The sequence below is a fragment of the Comamonas testosteroni genome (assembly GCF_000761245.1).
Taxonomy (GTDB): Bacteria; Pseudomonadota; Gammaproteobacteria; order Burkholderiales; family Burkholderiaceae_C; genus Comamonas; species Comamonas testosteroni_C.
Window position 1 is genome coordinate 746,648 of sequence record NZ_AWOR01000001.1, and the last position, 14,868, is coordinate 761,515.

General features: G+C 61.1%; 14 protein-coding genes. 5 read left to right on the forward strand and 9 right to left on the reverse strand.

Annotated elements, in window-relative coordinates; genetic code table 11:
* Window positions 1-65 precede the first annotated feature (65 nt).
* The gene (locus P353_RS03375; protein WP_034365143.1) at window positions 66-311 is read right to left on the reverse strand and encodes a hypothetical protein; all 246 of its coding nucleotides are present in this window, start codon (window positions 309-311) and stop codon (window positions 66-68) included.
* 381 nt (window positions 312-692) lie between these two features.
* Here P353_RS03375 and P353_RS03380 point away from each other — a divergent pair, with 381 nt between their 5' ends.
* Entirely contained in the window at window positions 693-1,349 is a 657-nt protein-coding gene (locus tag P353_RS03380) for a DedA family protein (RefSeq protein ID WP_034365145.1), read from the forward strand.
* A 76-nt stretch (window positions 1,350-1,425) separates the two neighbouring features.
* On the opposite strand, the gene P353_RS03385 is transcribed toward P353_RS03380, so the two are convergent.
* The 6 genes from P353_RS03385 to tsaE form a co-directional block, all read right to left on the reverse strand.
* Complete coding sequence (locus tag P353_RS03385) at window positions 1,426-2,367, reverse strand: response regulator (RefSeq protein WP_034365148.1); 942 nt, start codon at window positions 2,365-2,367, stop codon at window positions 1,426-1,428.
* Between the two features lie 39 nt (window positions 2,368-2,406).
* Window positions 2,407-4,251 carry a DAHL domain-containing protein gene (locus P353_RS03390; protein WP_034365529.1) on the reverse strand — a complete coding sequence of 615 codons (1,845 nt, stop codon included), beginning with the start codon at window positions 4,249-4,251 and terminating at the stop codon, window positions 2,407-2,409.
* Between the two features lie 7 nt (window positions 4,252-4,258).
* A complete protein-coding gene (locus tag P353_RS03395) occupies window positions 4,259-5,266 on the reverse strand; it encodes a cytochrome-c peroxidase (protein ID WP_034365151.1) in 1,008 nt (335 codons plus the stop codon).
* Between the two features lie 798 nt (window positions 5,267-6,064).
* The gene (locus P353_RS03400; protein ID WP_003064466.1) at window positions 6,065-6,280 is read right to left on the reverse strand and encodes a glycine zipper 2TM domain-containing protein; all 216 of its coding nucleotides are present in this window, start codon (window positions 6,278-6,280) and stop codon (window positions 6,065-6,067) included.
* Between the two features lie 184 nt (window positions 6,281-6,464).
* Window positions 6,465-7,961 (reverse strand): N-acetylmuramoyl-L-alanine amidase, encoded by a 1,497-nt coding sequence (locus P353_RS03405; RefSeq protein ID WP_034365153.1) that lies wholly within the window; start codon window positions 7,959-7,961, stop codon window positions 6,465-6,467.
* The gene (gene tsaE / locus P353_RS03410) at window positions 7,958-8,479 is read right to left on the reverse strand and encodes a tRNA (adenosine(37)-N6)-threonylcarbamoyltransferase complex ATPase subunit type 1 TsaE (RefSeq protein WP_034365155.1); all 522 of its coding nucleotides are present in this window, start codon (window positions 8,477-8,479) and stop codon (window positions 7,958-7,960) included. The genes P353_RS03405 and tsaE overlap by 4 nt, the downstream gene beginning before the upstream one ends.
* 12 nt (window positions 8,480-8,491) lie before the next feature.
* On the opposite strand from tsaE, the gene queG reads away from it, so the two are divergent.
* Window positions 8,492-9,532: a tRNA epoxyqueuosine(34) reductase QueG gene (gene queG / locus P353_RS03415; RefSeq protein ID WP_034365157.1), complete on the forward strand. Its 1,041-nt coding sequence runs from the start codon at window positions 8,492-8,494 to the stop codon at window positions 9,530-9,532.
* Between the two features lie 56 nt (window positions 9,533-9,588).
* On the opposite strand, the gene P353_RS03420 is transcribed toward queG, so the two are convergent.
* Window positions 9,589-10,497 carry an AEC family transporter gene (locus P353_RS03420; RefSeq protein WP_034365159.1) on the reverse strand — a complete coding sequence of 303 codons (909 nt, stop codon included), beginning with the start codon at window positions 10,495-10,497 and terminating at the stop codon, window positions 9,589-9,591.
* Window positions 10,498-10,732: 235 nt separating this feature from the next.
* Between P353_RS03420 and P353_RS03425 the strand changes: the two genes are divergently transcribed.
* On the forward strand, window positions 10,733-11,713 hold the full coding sequence (locus P353_RS03425; RefSeq protein ID WP_034365162.1) for a tripartite tricarboxylate transporter substrate binding protein BugE: 981 nt from the start codon (window positions 10,733-10,735) through the stop codon (window positions 11,711-11,713).
* 81 nt (window positions 11,714-11,794) lie between these two features.
* On the opposite strand, the gene P353_RS03430 is transcribed toward P353_RS03425, so the two are convergent.
* Window positions 11,795-12,835, reverse strand: a complete 1,041-nt coding sequence (locus P353_RS03430; protein WP_052084655.1) for an NAD(P)H-quinone oxidoreductase — start codon at window positions 12,833-12,835, stop codon at window positions 11,795-11,797.
* 111 nt (window positions 12,836-12,946) lie between these two features.
* Between P353_RS03430 and P353_RS03435 the strand changes: the two genes are divergently transcribed.
* Window positions 12,947-13,831: a LysR family transcriptional regulator gene (locus P353_RS03435; RefSeq protein ID WP_034365166.1), complete on the forward strand. Its 885-nt coding sequence runs from the start codon at window positions 12,947-12,949 to the stop codon at window positions 13,829-13,831.
* An 80-nt stretch (window positions 13,832-13,911) separates the two neighbouring features.
* Entirely contained in the window at window positions 13,912-14,868 is a 957-nt protein-coding gene (gene xerD, locus P353_RS03440; protein WP_052084657.1) for a site-specific tyrosine recombinase XerD, read from the forward strand.

Sequence of the window (14,868 nt, forward strand, 5' to 3'; positions counted from 1 at the left end):
GCGAAAACACAAAGAGCCGCCGGAATATTTCTGGCAGCTCTTCGTTCAGTCCGCAGGCGCAGGACTTAGTGGCGGCGGTAGCCGCCCTTGGTCAGTTCGTTACCGATCAGAGCACCGGCGGCAGCACCGCCGATGGTGCCCACGGGGCCTCCAAACAGCACGTTGCCCACGGCACCGCCGGCCACGGCACCTGCGCCGATACCGACTTGCTGACGGCTGGGGCCATGGGCGCAGCCGCCCAGTGCCAGGGCACCGGTCAGTGCGGCTGCCAGAGTCAGGGCCTTGCCATAGCGCATGGTGAATGTCTTCATGTTCGTATTCCTCTCGTCGTGCTAGTTATGGAAAGCGGTCTGGTCTCTGTGCCCACTCCTGCACATGCGGGAGGCTGGAGACACCGGGCTTTGTTGGCCAGGGGGCCGATGTCGTGATTTGCAATGCACGGCTTGCGGCGACACATCTCTACTGTGCCAGCAGAAATGGCAAGCTGACGTATTCTTGACGTTTAGTTTTATCAAAACTTGTAACAAACCAGCATTAAGAGGCCGGCCTTGTTGCAGTCTGCAAGCAGCTGTGAGTTTGCTCTCAAAAACATGGCGCTCCAGCAAGGGGGGGAGCGTCTGCGGGCTTTGGGGGCGCAGTACATTACTGGCCGGCGTACGCCGGTATGCCAATTCATTTTTGAGGACCGTGTTTTGGAAATCATTCAGTTTCTGATCGACTTCATCCTGCATATCGACAAGCATCTGGAAGCCTTTGTCGTGGCCTATGGGCCCTGGGTGTATGCCCTGCTGTTCATCATCGTGTTTGTCGAAACCGGTGTGGTGGTCATGCCTTTCCTGCCCGGTGACTCGCTGATGTTCATCGTCGGTGCGCTGTGCGGTGCCGGCTACATGAGTTATCCGCTGGCGGTGGTGGTGCTGCTGGCTGCAGCCATCCTGGGCGACCAGAGCAATTACACGATAGGTCGCTACCTGGGGCCCAAGGTGTTCCAGTGGGAGGATTCGCGCTGGTTCAACCGCAAGGCTTTTGACCAGGCCCACAACTTCTATGAGCGTTATGGCGGCGTGACCATCATTTTGGCGCGCTTCATGCCTTTCATCCGCACCTTTGCACCTTTCGTGGCCGGTGTGGCGCATATGAGCCGCGCCAGGTTCAGCCTGTTCAATGTCGTGGGGGCCGTGTTGTGGGTGGTGGGCATCAGCGCCGCAGGCTACTTCTTCGGCAATATGGAGTGGGTGAAGAACAATCTCGAGAAAATCATCTGGGGCCTGATCCTGGTGCCCGGTTTGATCGCCATCTTTGGTGCCTGGCGCGCCGGCAGGCAGGAAAAGACTGGCAAGCCTGCCTGAGTCAATGATCGGACATGCAGCAAAAGGGGCGCAGCAGTCGCCCCTTTTTTGTCGCTTTGCCTGGCAGGTCTGCCGCTCACTTCCACAGGCCGGTGACGCGCTTGCGCAGGCTTTTGAGGCTTTGCACGATGCTGCCAAGGAGCACGCTGTCGCTGCTGGCCTCCTTGTCCTCGGCCACTTGGTGACGGTGGGCCAGCTCGGGCGATATGCGAAAGCGTCCGTGCTCCTTCATCGCGGCAGACACGGCCAGTTGCAGCACGCTCTTGCGCAGCGGCTTGGTGGCAAAGCGAAAGATTTGGCTCGTGTTGATGAGACGGATCACCAGATCGGCATCGCTAGCGCGGGTGAGCATGACGGTATTGATCAGCGGGTAATGGCGCTTGAGCAGATGCAGAAAGTGGCCCACGTCGGTATTGCCGACACGTGCCTCGGTGACGATCACTCCCACATCGTGTCTGGACAGCAGGTCGATGGCATCTTTCACTGATTCGGCCGTCAGGCAGGCGTGGTCCTCGCCCAGTAGCTGGGCCATGGCGTTGAGATCCGAGTGCTGGTCGTCGATGATCAGTACCTGCGGGCGTTGCGAATCCTGCGCCATGAAATCCTGCACTGCCTGATCGGTCGGGACGGCGGCCACCCGCGCCGCGCTGCCGGCCTTGACGGCCGAGGCGATGATCGCCTGGATTTCCGCATGGTCCCAGGGCTTGTTGATAAAGCGAAAGACTTCGCCTTCGTTGACCGAGCCGACAATCGCCGCCAGGTCCGAGTAGCCGGTAAGCAGCAAGCGCATGGCTTGCGGCTGCAGCCTGCGCACCTGGGCCAGAAACTCGATGCCAGTCATGCCCGGCATGCGCTGATCGCTGACGACCACATCGATCTGCGTGCTCTGCAGGATCTGGAGAGCTGCGGCACCTGAGGTGGCAGTGTGGACTTCGTAGTCCTGACGAAAGATTATGCGTAGCTGGTTAACTACACGCTCCTCGTCGTCCACAAAAAGAATGCAGGGACGCATGTCCATAGTGGATTTCCTCTTCGATTGGGTTTCTTGGGGCTGCGCTCAGTCAGAAAACAATGTGTCTGCACTGCTGGCTGCCTTTTCGGGTGTTGTGGCGGCATTGCTCAGGGGGAGCAAGATGGTGAAGACGGTGCCGGCATCCTTGACGGTGTCTATCAGGATGCGACCACCGTGCTCTTGAATGATCTTGAAGGAAATCGACAGGCCCATGCCCGAGCCCTGGCCAATGGGCTTGGTGGTGTAGAACGGGTCGAAGATGCGGGGCAGCACCTCCTCGGGAATGCCGCTGCCGTTGTCCTGTATCTCGATCAGCACCATATGCTCTTCGGGCGCTATGCTGGTGCGCAGCGTGATGATGTTGGGCGTATCGCGCTCGGGCATGGCCTGGGCTGCATTGGTGATCAGGTTCAGGAAGACCTGGTTGATCTGGGACGGCGAGCCCGAGATCTCGGGGATCTGGCCGTAGTCTCTGCGGATCTCGATATGGTTCTTGAGCAGGTTGCGCGCCAGCAGCAAAGTGCTTTCCAGTCCGGCCTCGACCGAGAAGTTGGTGATGCGTTCTCGGTCCAGGCGGCTGAAGTTTTTGAGGTTCAGCACGATCTCGGAAATCTGTTCGATGCCGTGCACCCCATCGTCGAGCAGCTTGTTCATTTCAGGCATCACCTGCTGGTCGCTGAGGTCGGCAGCCAACTTCTCGACGCGCTGGAAATAATGGTTCAGCAGCTGTTGGTCGCGCTGCGGCGCTCGCATGGCCTGGGTAAGGGCCTTGCTGTGCTGGCTCAACTCGTCCAAAGGACCCAACTGGTCGCGCACGATGCTGAAAGTGCTTTTGACATAGGCCAGCGGCGTGTTGATCTCGTGGGCGATGCCGGCCACCATCTGGCCCAGGGCAGACATCTTTTCGGATTGCACCAGCTGGACCTGTGATTCCTGGAGCTCCTGGTGGCTGCTCTCCAGTGCGGTATTGGCCTGGGCCAGCGTGTTGTTGGTCTGGTTGAGCAACTGATAGTTGCGAAACAGTTTCCAGCCTGCAAAAGCCAGCAACAGCAGCAGCAAGGTCGAGTAAATGGCCAGCGCGCGCTGGTAGCCTTGCAGGCCTGTGAGCAATTGGTCGTTTTCTTGCGTGTGGGCGTCGGACAGATCGTCGATGGCCTTGGCGGTCGGCAGGCTTGCCAGCGTCTGAAGCAATTGGTTGCCACGTTCTTGCTGGCGCAGCATGGAGTGGACATGGGCGACAAAGGTGTCGGCCAGCGTCCGCAGATCCTGGCTTTGGGCCAGGGCTTGCAGGGCGGTGGCGTTGTCGCTGATCAACTCGCGCAGCTCCGGGTCGGGCGTTTGAGCGTAGCTCATGGAGCTGGCCAGTATCTGGCTGAGCATCTCTTCGGCGTGCTGTCGCTGCCCCGGGGCCTGCGAGCTATTGCGCAGCGCCTGCGCCAGCTCGGTGGCGGCCAGGGGGAGAAAGCGTGATGAGTTCTGCAAGATCGCGTTTTGCGATTTGAAGTGCTCGATTGACGCAATTTTTTTCTCCATCAGCTCGCTAAAGTGATCGAGCAGCGGACGCATGCGGGAGACGCTCTCATGCCTGCCCAGCCAGTATTCGGCGGTGGTTTCGCCCAGCTGCTTTTCCAGCTGTGCGATCAGCGGCAAAGGACTTGCCACCTGATCGTAGTTGGTGCTCAGGCCGGTCTTGGCGCGTAGCACGTCCACGTTCCAATCCGCGTCTACCTGTTTGAGGTTACGCAGCGTGCCGATGATTTCATTGCTGGCGTTGAGATTGATGGCGCGGGTCTGCAGCACCAGGAACACCAGTACGGCAATGAGCAGGAGAGCGACCAGTGCATAGGCCCAGCGCAGCGAACCACGCCTGGGTATCGATTTTTTTATCATGGCGTGTTCAGGGTTCTTGAGCCCAATGCTCCAATGGCTGGCCATCGAGTTCGCCAGTCAAGGTGTGAAGAAACTTGATGATGTATTTCTTGTCCAGCTCAGGGGCACTGCGGCCGAGCTGATAGCGGAACATCACATCGACTGCGTCTTCAAGCGTCTTGGCCGATCCGTCATGGAAGTAGGGGGCCGTCAAGGCCACATTGCGCAGACTGGGGACCTTGAACACATGCTTGTCATCCGGGTTTTTGGTGACGTTGTAGCGCCCGAGGTCAGCGTCGCTCGGCTTGCCTCGCTGGCTGAAATAGTCACCCATGACGCCAAAGGTCTGGAACATGTTGCCGCCGACATTGACGCCCTGGTGGCAGGCCACGCAGCCATAGGACTTGAACAGTTGGTAGCCACGCAGCTCGTCCTGGCTGAGTACGTTCTTGTCGCCGCGCAGGTGGCGGTCAAAGCGCGCGTTGGGAGTGATGAGTGCCCTTTGGTAGCTGGCCAGTGCATCGGCGATGTTGCTGGCATTGATGCCGGTGTTCGGGTAGAGCACCTTGAACTCGGCGCTCAGTGCTGCGTCACCGGACAATTTGCCCAGCACCTGCGCCCAGGTGGTGTTCATTTCGTTGGGGTCATGCAGGGGACCTTTCACCTGCTCTTCGAGTGACGCGGCGCGGCCGTCCCAGAACTGGCGAAAGTTGTAGCGGCTGTTGAGCACGGTGGGCGTGTTGACCTTGCCCAGCCGTCCCTGTACGCCGCTGGACAGCGCCTGACGATCGGCTCCGCCCTTTTTCACCTCGTGGCAGCTGGCGCAGGAGATGGAGTTGTCGGATGACAGCCTTGTATCGTTGAACAGCTTACGTCCCAGATCCACCTTGAGCGGGTTTTCCTGCGTACTGGTCGGAATCGGGGTAATCGGCTCCTGGGGCGGGGCCTGGGCAGTAGCCCAGCCACATGTGGCCAAGGCTGCAAGTAGACCGAGGAATTGAAATTGGCGGTGACGGCTGGTGGATTGGTGGTCCATCTTTGCTGATTCTCCGGTGCGCCAACCGGCTCCCATGCATGACGTATGCGAGTGCCAGATGCAGCAGCGGCAGCGCTGGCGCACGAGGACAAGCAAAGCAGGAGGTACCGGATTGGTAATGGACAAATAGTGGGGGTGCACTGGCCTGTGACCAGACGGCACAGTTGCTGCGCCATCAGGGTTGGAGACCCCCTTTTGCTTTTTTCTTGCGCTGTTGGGTAGTGGTCAGCGCACTTTTGAGCGATGCCGATGCGTGTGGCAAAGGTTGCTCAGTTGAGCGTAAGCGCACGCTCTTGGAGGTTTGTTTGCGCTAATCAAATGAGTGGTCATTTGTGGCAAAAAATGATGCTGTTTGCTATTTTTTCGTCTTGACTTAACTGTTTTGCATGTTGTCGTATCTGTGTGCCCGCAGAGCGATCTGCATTTACCCATTTCTTAGTAGATGTGGTTATGCCTTCTGCTCACACCCCGTGCCCACGAAGGGCTCCTATCGCAGCTCGGCCAAGTCCGCGCCTGTACTCCTAAGCGCGAGTTTTCAAGGACTCGGTCAAAGTCCGATGAATCGCCGTAGAAACACGTGGCTAGCGCTTGTGGCAAAGGTCAGAAACCAACGTTGCCGTGATTCACTTATCTGCTGAATTTGAGTATCCATAAGAAATTGCCCCGGATAAATCAGAACTGTCTGAAAAATCTCGTGAACTGCCAAAGGCATTGCCTGAGCTCAGCAGCATGAGAAATTTAGATCCGTTCGACTATGCCGGGGCTTTCTCGTTGGACATTCAGGTCGGATCGAGGCGCTTATTTGCGCTTGCCTACCTCGTTACCAATCAGCGCGCCTGCTGCAGCGCCGCCTACGGTGCCCAAAGTGGAACCAAACAGTGCATCACCGACCACGCCGCCGGCAACGGCGCCGACACCGGTGCCGATCTGGGCATTGGTGGGGGAGGTGGAGCAGCCTGCCATGGCAAGCGTGAAGGCTGCAGACACGGTGATGGCAAGAGTTCGCAGTTTCATGAGGTCTCTCCTGTACAGCTGCCAAAGAGGCCAGCTTTCATAAGAACACGCCTTGATCTTGAACCTTTTGCCCTGGCCTTGAGGTAGGAGAGAGGGCCAAGCCTGTGTCATTCAGGCTTGGCGACTGTCATCAAGCCGGCTTGCCGGCTGACAGCCAGTGCGGCGGTTTTGTGTAAGCGCGCACTTAAACCGATCGACTGCGCGCCAGCGGCGGGTTGTGGGCGAAGTACTTTCGGATGCCCGTCATCAGCGCATCGGCCAGTTGCTCGCGGTAGGCGGCAGAGGCCAGCTTGGCTTCCTCCTCGGGGTTGCTGATGAAGGCCGTTTCCACCAGCACGCTGGGAATGTCGGGCGCCTTCAGCACGGCAAAGCCGGCCTGCTCCACACGGGCCTTGTGCAGCTTGGCCATGCCGCCGATTTCGCCCAGCAGCGAAGTACCCAGCTTGAGGCTGTCCTTGATCTGGGCTGTGGTGCTCATGTCCAGCAGCATGCGCTGCACATGCTGGTCCTGCAGTCCGCCCACGTTCAGGCCCCCCACCAGGTCGGCCTGATTTTCCTTGTTGGCCAGCCAGCGTGCGGCCGTGCTCGATGCCCCGCGTTCGCTGAGCGCAAACACGCTGGCACCACGCGCGGCCGGGGTGGTGAAGGCATCGGCGTGGATGCTGATGAACAGGTCGGCCTGGACACGGCGGGCTTTTTCCACGCGTGTGGCCAGGGGCACGAAGAAGTCGGCATCGCGCGTCATGAAGGCGCGCATGGGGCTGCCGCCGATGCGCGAGTTGTTGATGCGCTCGCGCAGCAGATGGGCGACTTTCAGCACCACGTCTTTTTCTCGCAGGCCGCTGGGGCCGGTGGCGCCGGGGTCTTCGCCGCCATGGCCGGGGTCAAGTGCCACGATGATGATGCGGTCCGTGCTTTGCGAGGTGGCAATATTGGGCGCAGGCCTGGGTGCTGGAGCCGGGCGTGGCGCGGGAGCCGGTGGCGGCGGCACGGGAGCCGGTGCCGGAGCCTGTGCAATCACCGCAGGAGCCGGCGCTGGTGCGCTGGGCCGCTGGTTGCGCTGGGCAATCAGATCACCCAGAGGGTCGGCCTGGGGCGCTGTCGCAATCGCCGCAGGGGGCGGTGTCGTGATCGCGGGATTGTGCGGCGCCGGGGTGGCAGCCGTGCTGCCGGCATCGCGCAGGCGTTCGCTGATCAGGGCTTCCAGCGGATCCACGGCCTTGGCGGGGTAGAGGTCCAGCACCAGCCGGTGCTTGTAGGGCGCAATCGGGGCCAGCGTAAAGACCTGGGGCCTGGCTTCCTGCTTGAGGTCGATCACCAGGCGCACCACGCCGGGTGCAAACTGACCGACGCGGATGCTGGCGATATTGGGGTCGTCGGAGCGGACCTTTGCCACCAGTTCCTTGAGCGCCGGGTTCAGATCCAGGCCCTCGATGTCGACGGCCAGGCGCGGCGGGCTGGGCACGAAGACCGGCTTGGCCGTCAGCGGAATATCGGATTCCAGCGTGACGCGCGAGTAGTCGGGTGCGGGCCAGACGCGCACTGCCACGATGCTCGCGCCTTGCGCAATATGCTGGCGACCCAGCAGCAGAACCACGCCACCTGCCTGTAGCAGATTGCGGCGGGAAAGACCCGGTCGGGGCAGGTCCGGAAAAGCCGTGGAAGAAGTTGTTTTGCTCATGCCGTCAATGCTTCAAGCACGGTGCAGCCTGCGGGGGTGCCAGCCTTGAGCGTCACCTGTCGCTGCACATCGTCAATTGCTTCGATATGGATAGCTATATCCGCAACAGGTGTAACCGCTGCAGCCTTTTCGGGCCATTCTGCCAGCTTGAGTCCGGTGCTGGCAAAAATGTCACGAAAACCTGCATCTTCCCATTCACGCGGATCGTCGAAACGATAGAAGTCAAAGTGCCAGATCGAGAGCTCGCCGGCCTCATGCGGCTCCACCACTGCATAGGTCGGGCTCTTGATGCGGCCTTGCACGCCCAGTGCGCGCAGCCAGTGACGCACCAACGTGGTCTTGCCCGCACCCAGGTCGCCATGCAGGGTCACATAGGCGTTGCGCAGCTGTGGCAGGGCGGCCAGTTGCCGGGCAAAGCGCTCGGTATCTTGTTCGCTTTGCCAGAGTATCTGGCGCTGCGCCAGCGCTGGTGTGGGCTCGCTTCCTACAATTGGGGGTGTATGTTGAGCAGCAGTCAATTGGTTCCTTTGATGCAAGCCTGGGCTCGCGAGCTGGGATTTTCCCAAATCGGCGTGGCGGGCGTGGATTTGTCCTCGGCAGAGTCCGGTTTGCTGCAATGGTTGGCGCAAGGGTTTCATGGCGAGATGCATTACATGCAGGCCCATGGTTTGAAACGAGCCCGGCCAGCGGAATTAGTTCCCGGCACGGTCAGCGTGATTACCGCGCGCATGGATTATCTGCCGCGCGCGACCGAGGACGGCTGGCAGGCCGTGGAATGGGATCGGCTCAAGCGTCCGGAGGAGGGCATTGTCTCCATCTACGCCAGAGGCCGTGACTATCACAAGGTGCTGCGCAACCGTCTGCAGAAGCTGGCCGATCGCATTGCACAGGAAATAGGCCCGTTCGGCCACCGCGCCTTTACCGACTCCGCCCCGGTGCTGGAGGCCGAGCTGGCCAGCCGCAGCGGCCAGGGCTGGCGCGGCAAGCACACGCTGGTGCTGAGCCGCGAAGCCGGATCGATGTTCTTTCTGGGTGAAATCTATGTGGACTTTGCACTCGAGCCCACCGCCGCAGTCACGGCGCACTGCGGCAGCTGCTCGTCCTGCATCGACGCCTGCCCCACGGGCGCCATCATCGCGCCGCACAAGGTCGATGCGCGGCGCTGCATCTCCTATCTGACCATCGAACATGCGGGCAGCATTCCCGAGGAGCTGCGTCCCTTGATGGCCAACCGCATCTATGGCTGCGATGACTGCCAGCTTGCCTGTCCCTGGAACAAGTTTGCCCATCCCAGCGTCTTGCCGGACTTTGATGCCCGCGCCGGTCTGGCGGGCACGCAGCTGGTGCATTTCCTGGCCTGGGATGAAGCCACGTTTTTGCGGCTGACCGAGGGCAGCCCGATTCGCCGCATCGGACATGCGCGCTGGTTGCGCAATGTGGCCGTGGCCCTGGGCAATGCCTGGCGCGAAACCGGCAGGCCCGAACTCAGGGCCGCGCTGCAGCGCCGGGCCGATCATCCCGATCCTGTGGTGGCCGAACATGTGGCCTGGGCGCTGGCGCAGCGCGCCTGATTTTGAGTGAAATTGGTCTCTATTGCTTATCAAGTAAGCGCAAGAAGCTATCAAATTCAAATCCCAATCAGCCAGAGCCCGAAGGGCAGGCTGAGCACGCCAAGCATCGTGGACAGCGACACCAGACTGGCCACAAATGAGCCCTCATAGCCCATGCGCACAGCCAGCACATAGCAGGACGAGGCCGTAGGCAGGCTGGAGAACGCCATCAGCGCAATCGCCTGCGGCTGGTTGAGCTGGAACAGCCGCACCATGGCAAAGGCGATCAGCGGCTGGATGGCATGGCGTATCAGCAGCAGCTCGCTGGCCAGCAGCTTGTTGCTGGCCAGGGCGCTGAGCTTGAGACCGGCGCCGGCGGCCATCAGGCCCAGGGCAATCGAGGCAGCGCCTATGCGTGCCACGGGGGCTTCGAGCAAGGCCGGAATCTTCAGTCCGGCGGCGTTGAACAGCAGGGCGCTGACGGTGGCGATGATCAGCGGGTTGCGCAGCAGATGGCCGACAAAATGCTGGTCGCTGCCGCGTGTCATGGGCCAGACCGCGGCCACATTGAATAGCGGCACGGACACGCCGATCAGCACCGAGACATAGAGCAGCCCGTCCGGCCCTGCCAGGCGCGAAACCAGCGCCAGCGCGATAAAGGAGTTGAAACGAAACGCTACCTGCGCTGCTCCCGCATAGCTGCGTGCATCGATGCGCCGGCCCAGAAACGGCAGGTGCGGAAGGCTGTAGGTCAGCGCAATGCCCAGCAGACCTCCCAGCACACCGGCGGCCAGCAACTGGCTGGCGTCGCCCCACTGGATCGGGTTGCGAGTGATGGAGTGAAACAGCAGCACCGGAAACAGCAGGTAGTAGACGAGCTGCTCCACGGCTTGCCAGATGCTGCGGTTGATGGGCGTGAAGCGGCACAGCACATAGCCCAGCACGATGAGCGCGAAATCGGGGAAAAGCAGTTCGAGGTAGTTCACGGCCTGTAAGCATAGGGCCGGGCGCAGGTTTGCTGAGAGAAAGCTGTCACCAAGTTTCTATGTAGTAGTACTTACTGCCGCCGTCTGCACCCTTGTGTTCAAGCTTGATGCAGTCCAAGGAAACGGCATGAATCTAGGGTAATTACTGAGAAATCAGGGCTAACAAGAATGTGTCGGGTTTTTTGCGGCACGTACCATCAGCCGTTAATTTCAGAACTCATAAGGAGACCCCTTCATGAATCGTCGTATGTGCGTGGGCCTGACAATGGCTCTGGCAACTGTAGGTTTCTCGTCCGGTGTGTTGGCAGAGGCCAACTACCCCACCAAGCCCATCAAGCTGCTGGTGCCCTTTGCCGCAGGCGGCACGACCGACATCATTGCGCGTGTGATCGCCGAGCCGCTGAGCAGGGAGCTGGGCCAGTCCGTGGTGGTGGACAACAAGGGCGGTGGCGGCGGCGTCATCGGTGCGCAGGAGACCGCGCGCCAGAAGCCCGACGGCTACAACCTGGGTATTTCCACCCTGTCGACCATGGCCACCAATCCGGCCATCAACCCCAAGACTCCCTACAACCCGCTGACGGACTTCACGCCCATCATCAACATTGCGGCCACGCCCAATGTGATCGCCGTGAACCCCAAGTTTCCCGGTGCAGCCAGCTACAAGGCTTTCGAGGCCGAGCTCAAGGCCAATCCCGGCAAGTACTCCTATGGTTCGTCCGGCACGGGCGGCATCCAGCACATGCTGATGGAGCTGTACAAGTCACTGACCGGCATCCAGATGACCCATGTGCCTTACCGCGGCGCGGGCCCGGCCCTGAACGACGCAGTTGCCGGCCAGATCCCCATGATTCTGGACAACCTGCCTTCGGCACTGCCCTTTATCAAGGACAACCGCCTCAAGGCCATCGCCGTGGCAGCTCCCCAGCGTCTGGCCGTGCTGCCTGACGTGCCCACCTTCAAGGAAGTGGGTCTGCCCCAGGTCAATCGCATGGCTTCCTACGGCATTCTGGGCCCCAAGGGCATGGACAAGGCCATGGTCGACAAGATCAATGCCGCAGTGAAGAAGGTGCTGCAGGACCCCGCGGTCAAGAAGCGCATCGAAGACACTGGCTCGCTGGTGGTGGGCAACTCGCCTCAGGAATTCGCCAAGGAACTGAAGGAAGAGTACGAAACCTACAAGCAGGTCGTGGCCAAGCAGAAGCTGACACTGGACTAAGCAGCTGATCCGCTGCTGATGCAGTAGCGGACGCCGCAAGCCCGAATTGCCTTTGAGGCCATTCGGGCTTTGTTTTTTATATTATTTGCCGTTCCCGGGTAGCAGCAGAATCTTGCCGATGCTGACCCCGGACTCCATATGCCTGTGCGCCTGGGCAGCGTCTGCCAAAGCGAAGGAGCTATCGATCACGGGCCGTATCGCTCCGCTCTCCAATGCGCCAAGCCATCGCTGGGCAAAGCGCTGGACCATCGCCTGCTTGACTTCGGGCGAGCGTGACTTCATCACGGTTCCGAAGATCCGCAGATGGCGGTACAGCACCAGGTCCATGGGCAATGCAGCGCCCTGGGAGCCGCCCAGAAGGCCCACCATCACCATGCGCCCGCCGACGGTCAGCGATCGCACATTGGGCTCCAGGTAGGGGGCACCGACGAAATCGATCACGATGTCCACGCCTTTGCCGTCGGTGGCCTGGGCCACCACGGTCTGGAAGTCCTCGCTGCGATAGTCGATGAAGACATCGGCTCCGAAACCCAGGACCGCTTCGCGCTTGTCGCCGCTGGCCGTCGCAAAAACCCGGGCGCCCGCAGCATGTGCAAGCTGAACAGCAGCTGATCCGACACCACCCGCTGCCGCATGGATCAGCACCGACTCGCCGGCGCACAAGCCAGCCAGATGAAACAGGGCCTCGTGTGCGGTCACGAACACCTCGGGTATCGCACCGGCATCCACCAGGTCCAAATTCCCAGGGACAGGTATCGCCATGCGGTGGTCTATGCGCGAAATCTCGGCATAAGCGCCGCCGCCCACGATACCCATGACCCGGTCGCCCACGGAGAAGCCCTGCACCAAGGGACCGGCCTCGATCACGGTTCCGGCGATCTCCAGGCCCATGGTGTCTGCGTCACCAAAGGAAGCGCGGCCGTAGGCGCCCTTGCGGTGATAGAGGTCGGCACGATTGACGCCGATGGAGGCGTTGCGTACCAGCAAGTCGTGGGGACGAAGCTCAGGAGCCGGCAGCTCGCGGGCCACCAGCACCTCGGGCCCGCCAAAGTCGTCAAAAACAATGGCCTGCATGGTGGCGGGCTTTGCTGCGGGGAGGGAGTCTGTCAAAAAGGTGGGCATATGCGTCGTTCTCGAAATATCTTTGAGCGCTGAAGATTACGACGCAAAGCGTTGTTTGCAATGCAGCGATTTCGCTCTACATTGATGCAAATTTGCATCAACTGATGAGCCATGAACTGGGACGATACCCGCATCTTTCTCGCCCTGAGCCGCACGCACTCATTGCGCGCCGCAGCGCGCAGCCTGGGCATTGATCAGGCAACGGTAGGGCGACGCCTGAATGCGCTGGAGTCCGAGCTGGGGGCCAAGCTGTTTCTGCGCGCCAAGGATGGATACCTGCTCACGGCCGCTGGCGAGGTGGCACTGGCTGCGGCAAAGCGTATGGAGAGTGCGGCCTTGGACTTGCGCACCAAGATTGAGGGTCAGGATGAAAATCCCGGAGGGCTGGTGCGCGTGACAAGCACCGATTCCATCGCCATCGACTTGTTGCTGCCTGCTGTCGAGCGTTTGCAACAGCACTGGCCGAATATCCGCGTGGATCTGGAAGTCTCCACCCAGTTGCTCAGCCTCGGTCGCCGGCAGGCGGATATTGCTTTTCGCAACGTCAGGCCTGATACCCCGGAGCTGGTGGTTCGCCGTGTGGCTTCGTGGCCTGTGGGGCTGTTCGCAAGCACGAGCTATCTGGCTCGCTTTGGCGAGCCCGCCCCTGAAGACGAGTTGCGCGGTCACCATCTGGTCGCATACGGGCCTTATCTGGATCAGAGCCCGTTTCTGAGCATGGCCGGAGTGCCGGCACGTCAGGCCAAGATTGCCATGTCGGTCCGCTCCAGTCTCCTCGTGCGCAAGGCGGTTGCTGCAGGTGTCGGGATTGGGGAAATGCCGTTGTGGATGGGGGAGCGCGAAGGCCTGGTGCGTATCTGGCCGCAACGTCGACGCCCGAACGACTACGAAGTCTGGCAGGTCATGCATCCCGATCTCCAGCGCACGGCCAGGGTGAGAGCGGTTGCGCAGTTCCTGGCCGAGGCTTTCGATGGCTCATTAGCCGACATCAGCTGAAGCAGGCACAGCGCTTGCCATGGCCGGTATCTGACCCAGATCTCCTCGGTGCGCCCCTCTCCAGCGTGTACGCTAGCCCCATGTCCGACTCCCCTAAAAAAGCACGTGAGTCCCAGATTCCCGATGACTGGCCGCAGCCCTTGCCGCAGAGCCAGGATGCCCTCGATCAGTTCATCGATGCCCTGCTGCTGGAGGACGGGCTGTCGCGCAATACCTTGTCCGCCTATCGCCGTGACCTGACGGCGACTGCGCGCTGGCTGGCGCGGTTGCAGCCGCCCAAGGCGCTGGATGCTGCGCTGGAAGCCGATCTGCAAGGCTATTTCACGGCCCGTGTGGAGGGCACCAAGGCGACCTCGTCGAACCGGCGGTTGACGGTCCTGCGTCGCTACTTTCACTGGGCGCTGCGCGAAAAGCGCATCGCTGCTGACCCCACGGTGCGCATGCTGGCTGCCAAGCAGCCGCCGCGCACGCCCAAGACCCTGACCCAGGAGCAGGTAGAGGCCCTGCTTGATGCGCCCGATGTGGACAGCCCGCTAGGCTTGCGCGATCGCGCCATGCTGGAGCTGATGTATGCCAGCGGTCTGCGCGTCAGCGAACTGGTGAGCGTGCGCATGCACGAGCTGGACTTGCGCTCGGGCGTGCTGCGCGTGACGGGCAAGGGGCGCAAGGAGCGGCTGGTGCCGTTCGGCCAGGAGGCGCAGCACTGGCTGGAGCGCTATCTGAAGCATGCACGTGCCGTGATTCTGGGCGGGCAGCAGACCGAGGAAGTGTTCGTGACCCAGCGCGGCGCGGGCATGAGTCGCGTGATGTTCTGGGTCATCGTCAAGAAATGCGCGCAGATTGCAGGTGTGAATTCGCCGCTTTCGCCACATACGCTGCGCCATGCGTTTGCCACCCATTTGCTCAACCATGGCGCCGATCTTCGCGTGGTGCAGATGCTGCTGGGGCATGCCGATATCTCCACCACCACCATCTACACCCATGTGGCGCGCGAGCGGCTCAAGGCTCTGCATGCCGAGCATCATCCGCGCGGCTGA

Bases quoted from the DNA above. Each gene is read 5' to 3' on its own strand.
- queG (WP_034365157.1), top strand. From the start codon at position 8,492: ATGCAAGCCTGGGCTCGCGAGCTGGGATTTTCCCAAATCGGCGTGGCG.
- xerD (WP_052084657.1), top strand. From the start codon at position 13,912: ATGTCCGACTCCCCTAAAAAAGCACGTGAGTCCCAGATTCCCGATGAC.
- P353_RS03435 (WP_034365166.1), top strand. From the start codon at position 12,947: ATGAACTGGGACGATACCCGCATCTTTCTCGCCCTGAGCCGCACGCAC.
- P353_RS03385 (WP_034365148.1), bottom strand. From the start codon at position 2,367: ATGGACATGCGTCCCTGCATTCTTTTTGTGGACGACGAGGAGCGTGTA.
- P353_RS03395 (WP_034365151.1), bottom strand. From the start codon at position 5,266: ATGGACCACCAATCCACCAGCCGTCACCGCCAATTTCAATTCCTCGGT.
- P353_RS03390 (WP_034365529.1), bottom strand. From the start codon at position 4,251: ATGATAAAAAAATCGATACCCAGGCGTGGTTCGCTGCGCTGGGCCTAT.
- P353_RS03425 (WP_034365162.1), top strand. From the start codon at position 10,733: ATGAATCGTCGTATGTGCGTGGGCCTGACAATGGCTCTGGCAACTGTA.
- P353_RS03405 (WP_034365153.1), bottom strand. From the start codon at position 7,961: ATGAGCAAAACAACTTCTTCCACGGCTTTTCCGGACCTGCCCCGACCG.
- P353_RS03430 (WP_052084655.1), bottom strand. From the start codon at position 12,835: ATGCCCACCTTTTTGACAGACTCCCTCCCCGCAGCAAAGCCCGCCACC.
- P353_RS03400 (WP_003064466.1), bottom strand. From the start codon at position 6,280: ATGAAACTGCGAACTCTTGCCATCACCGTGTCTGCAGCCTTCACGCTT.
- P353_RS03375 (WP_034365143.1), bottom strand. From the start codon at position 311: ATGAAGACATTCACCATGCGCTATGGCAAGGCCCTGACTCTGGCAGCC.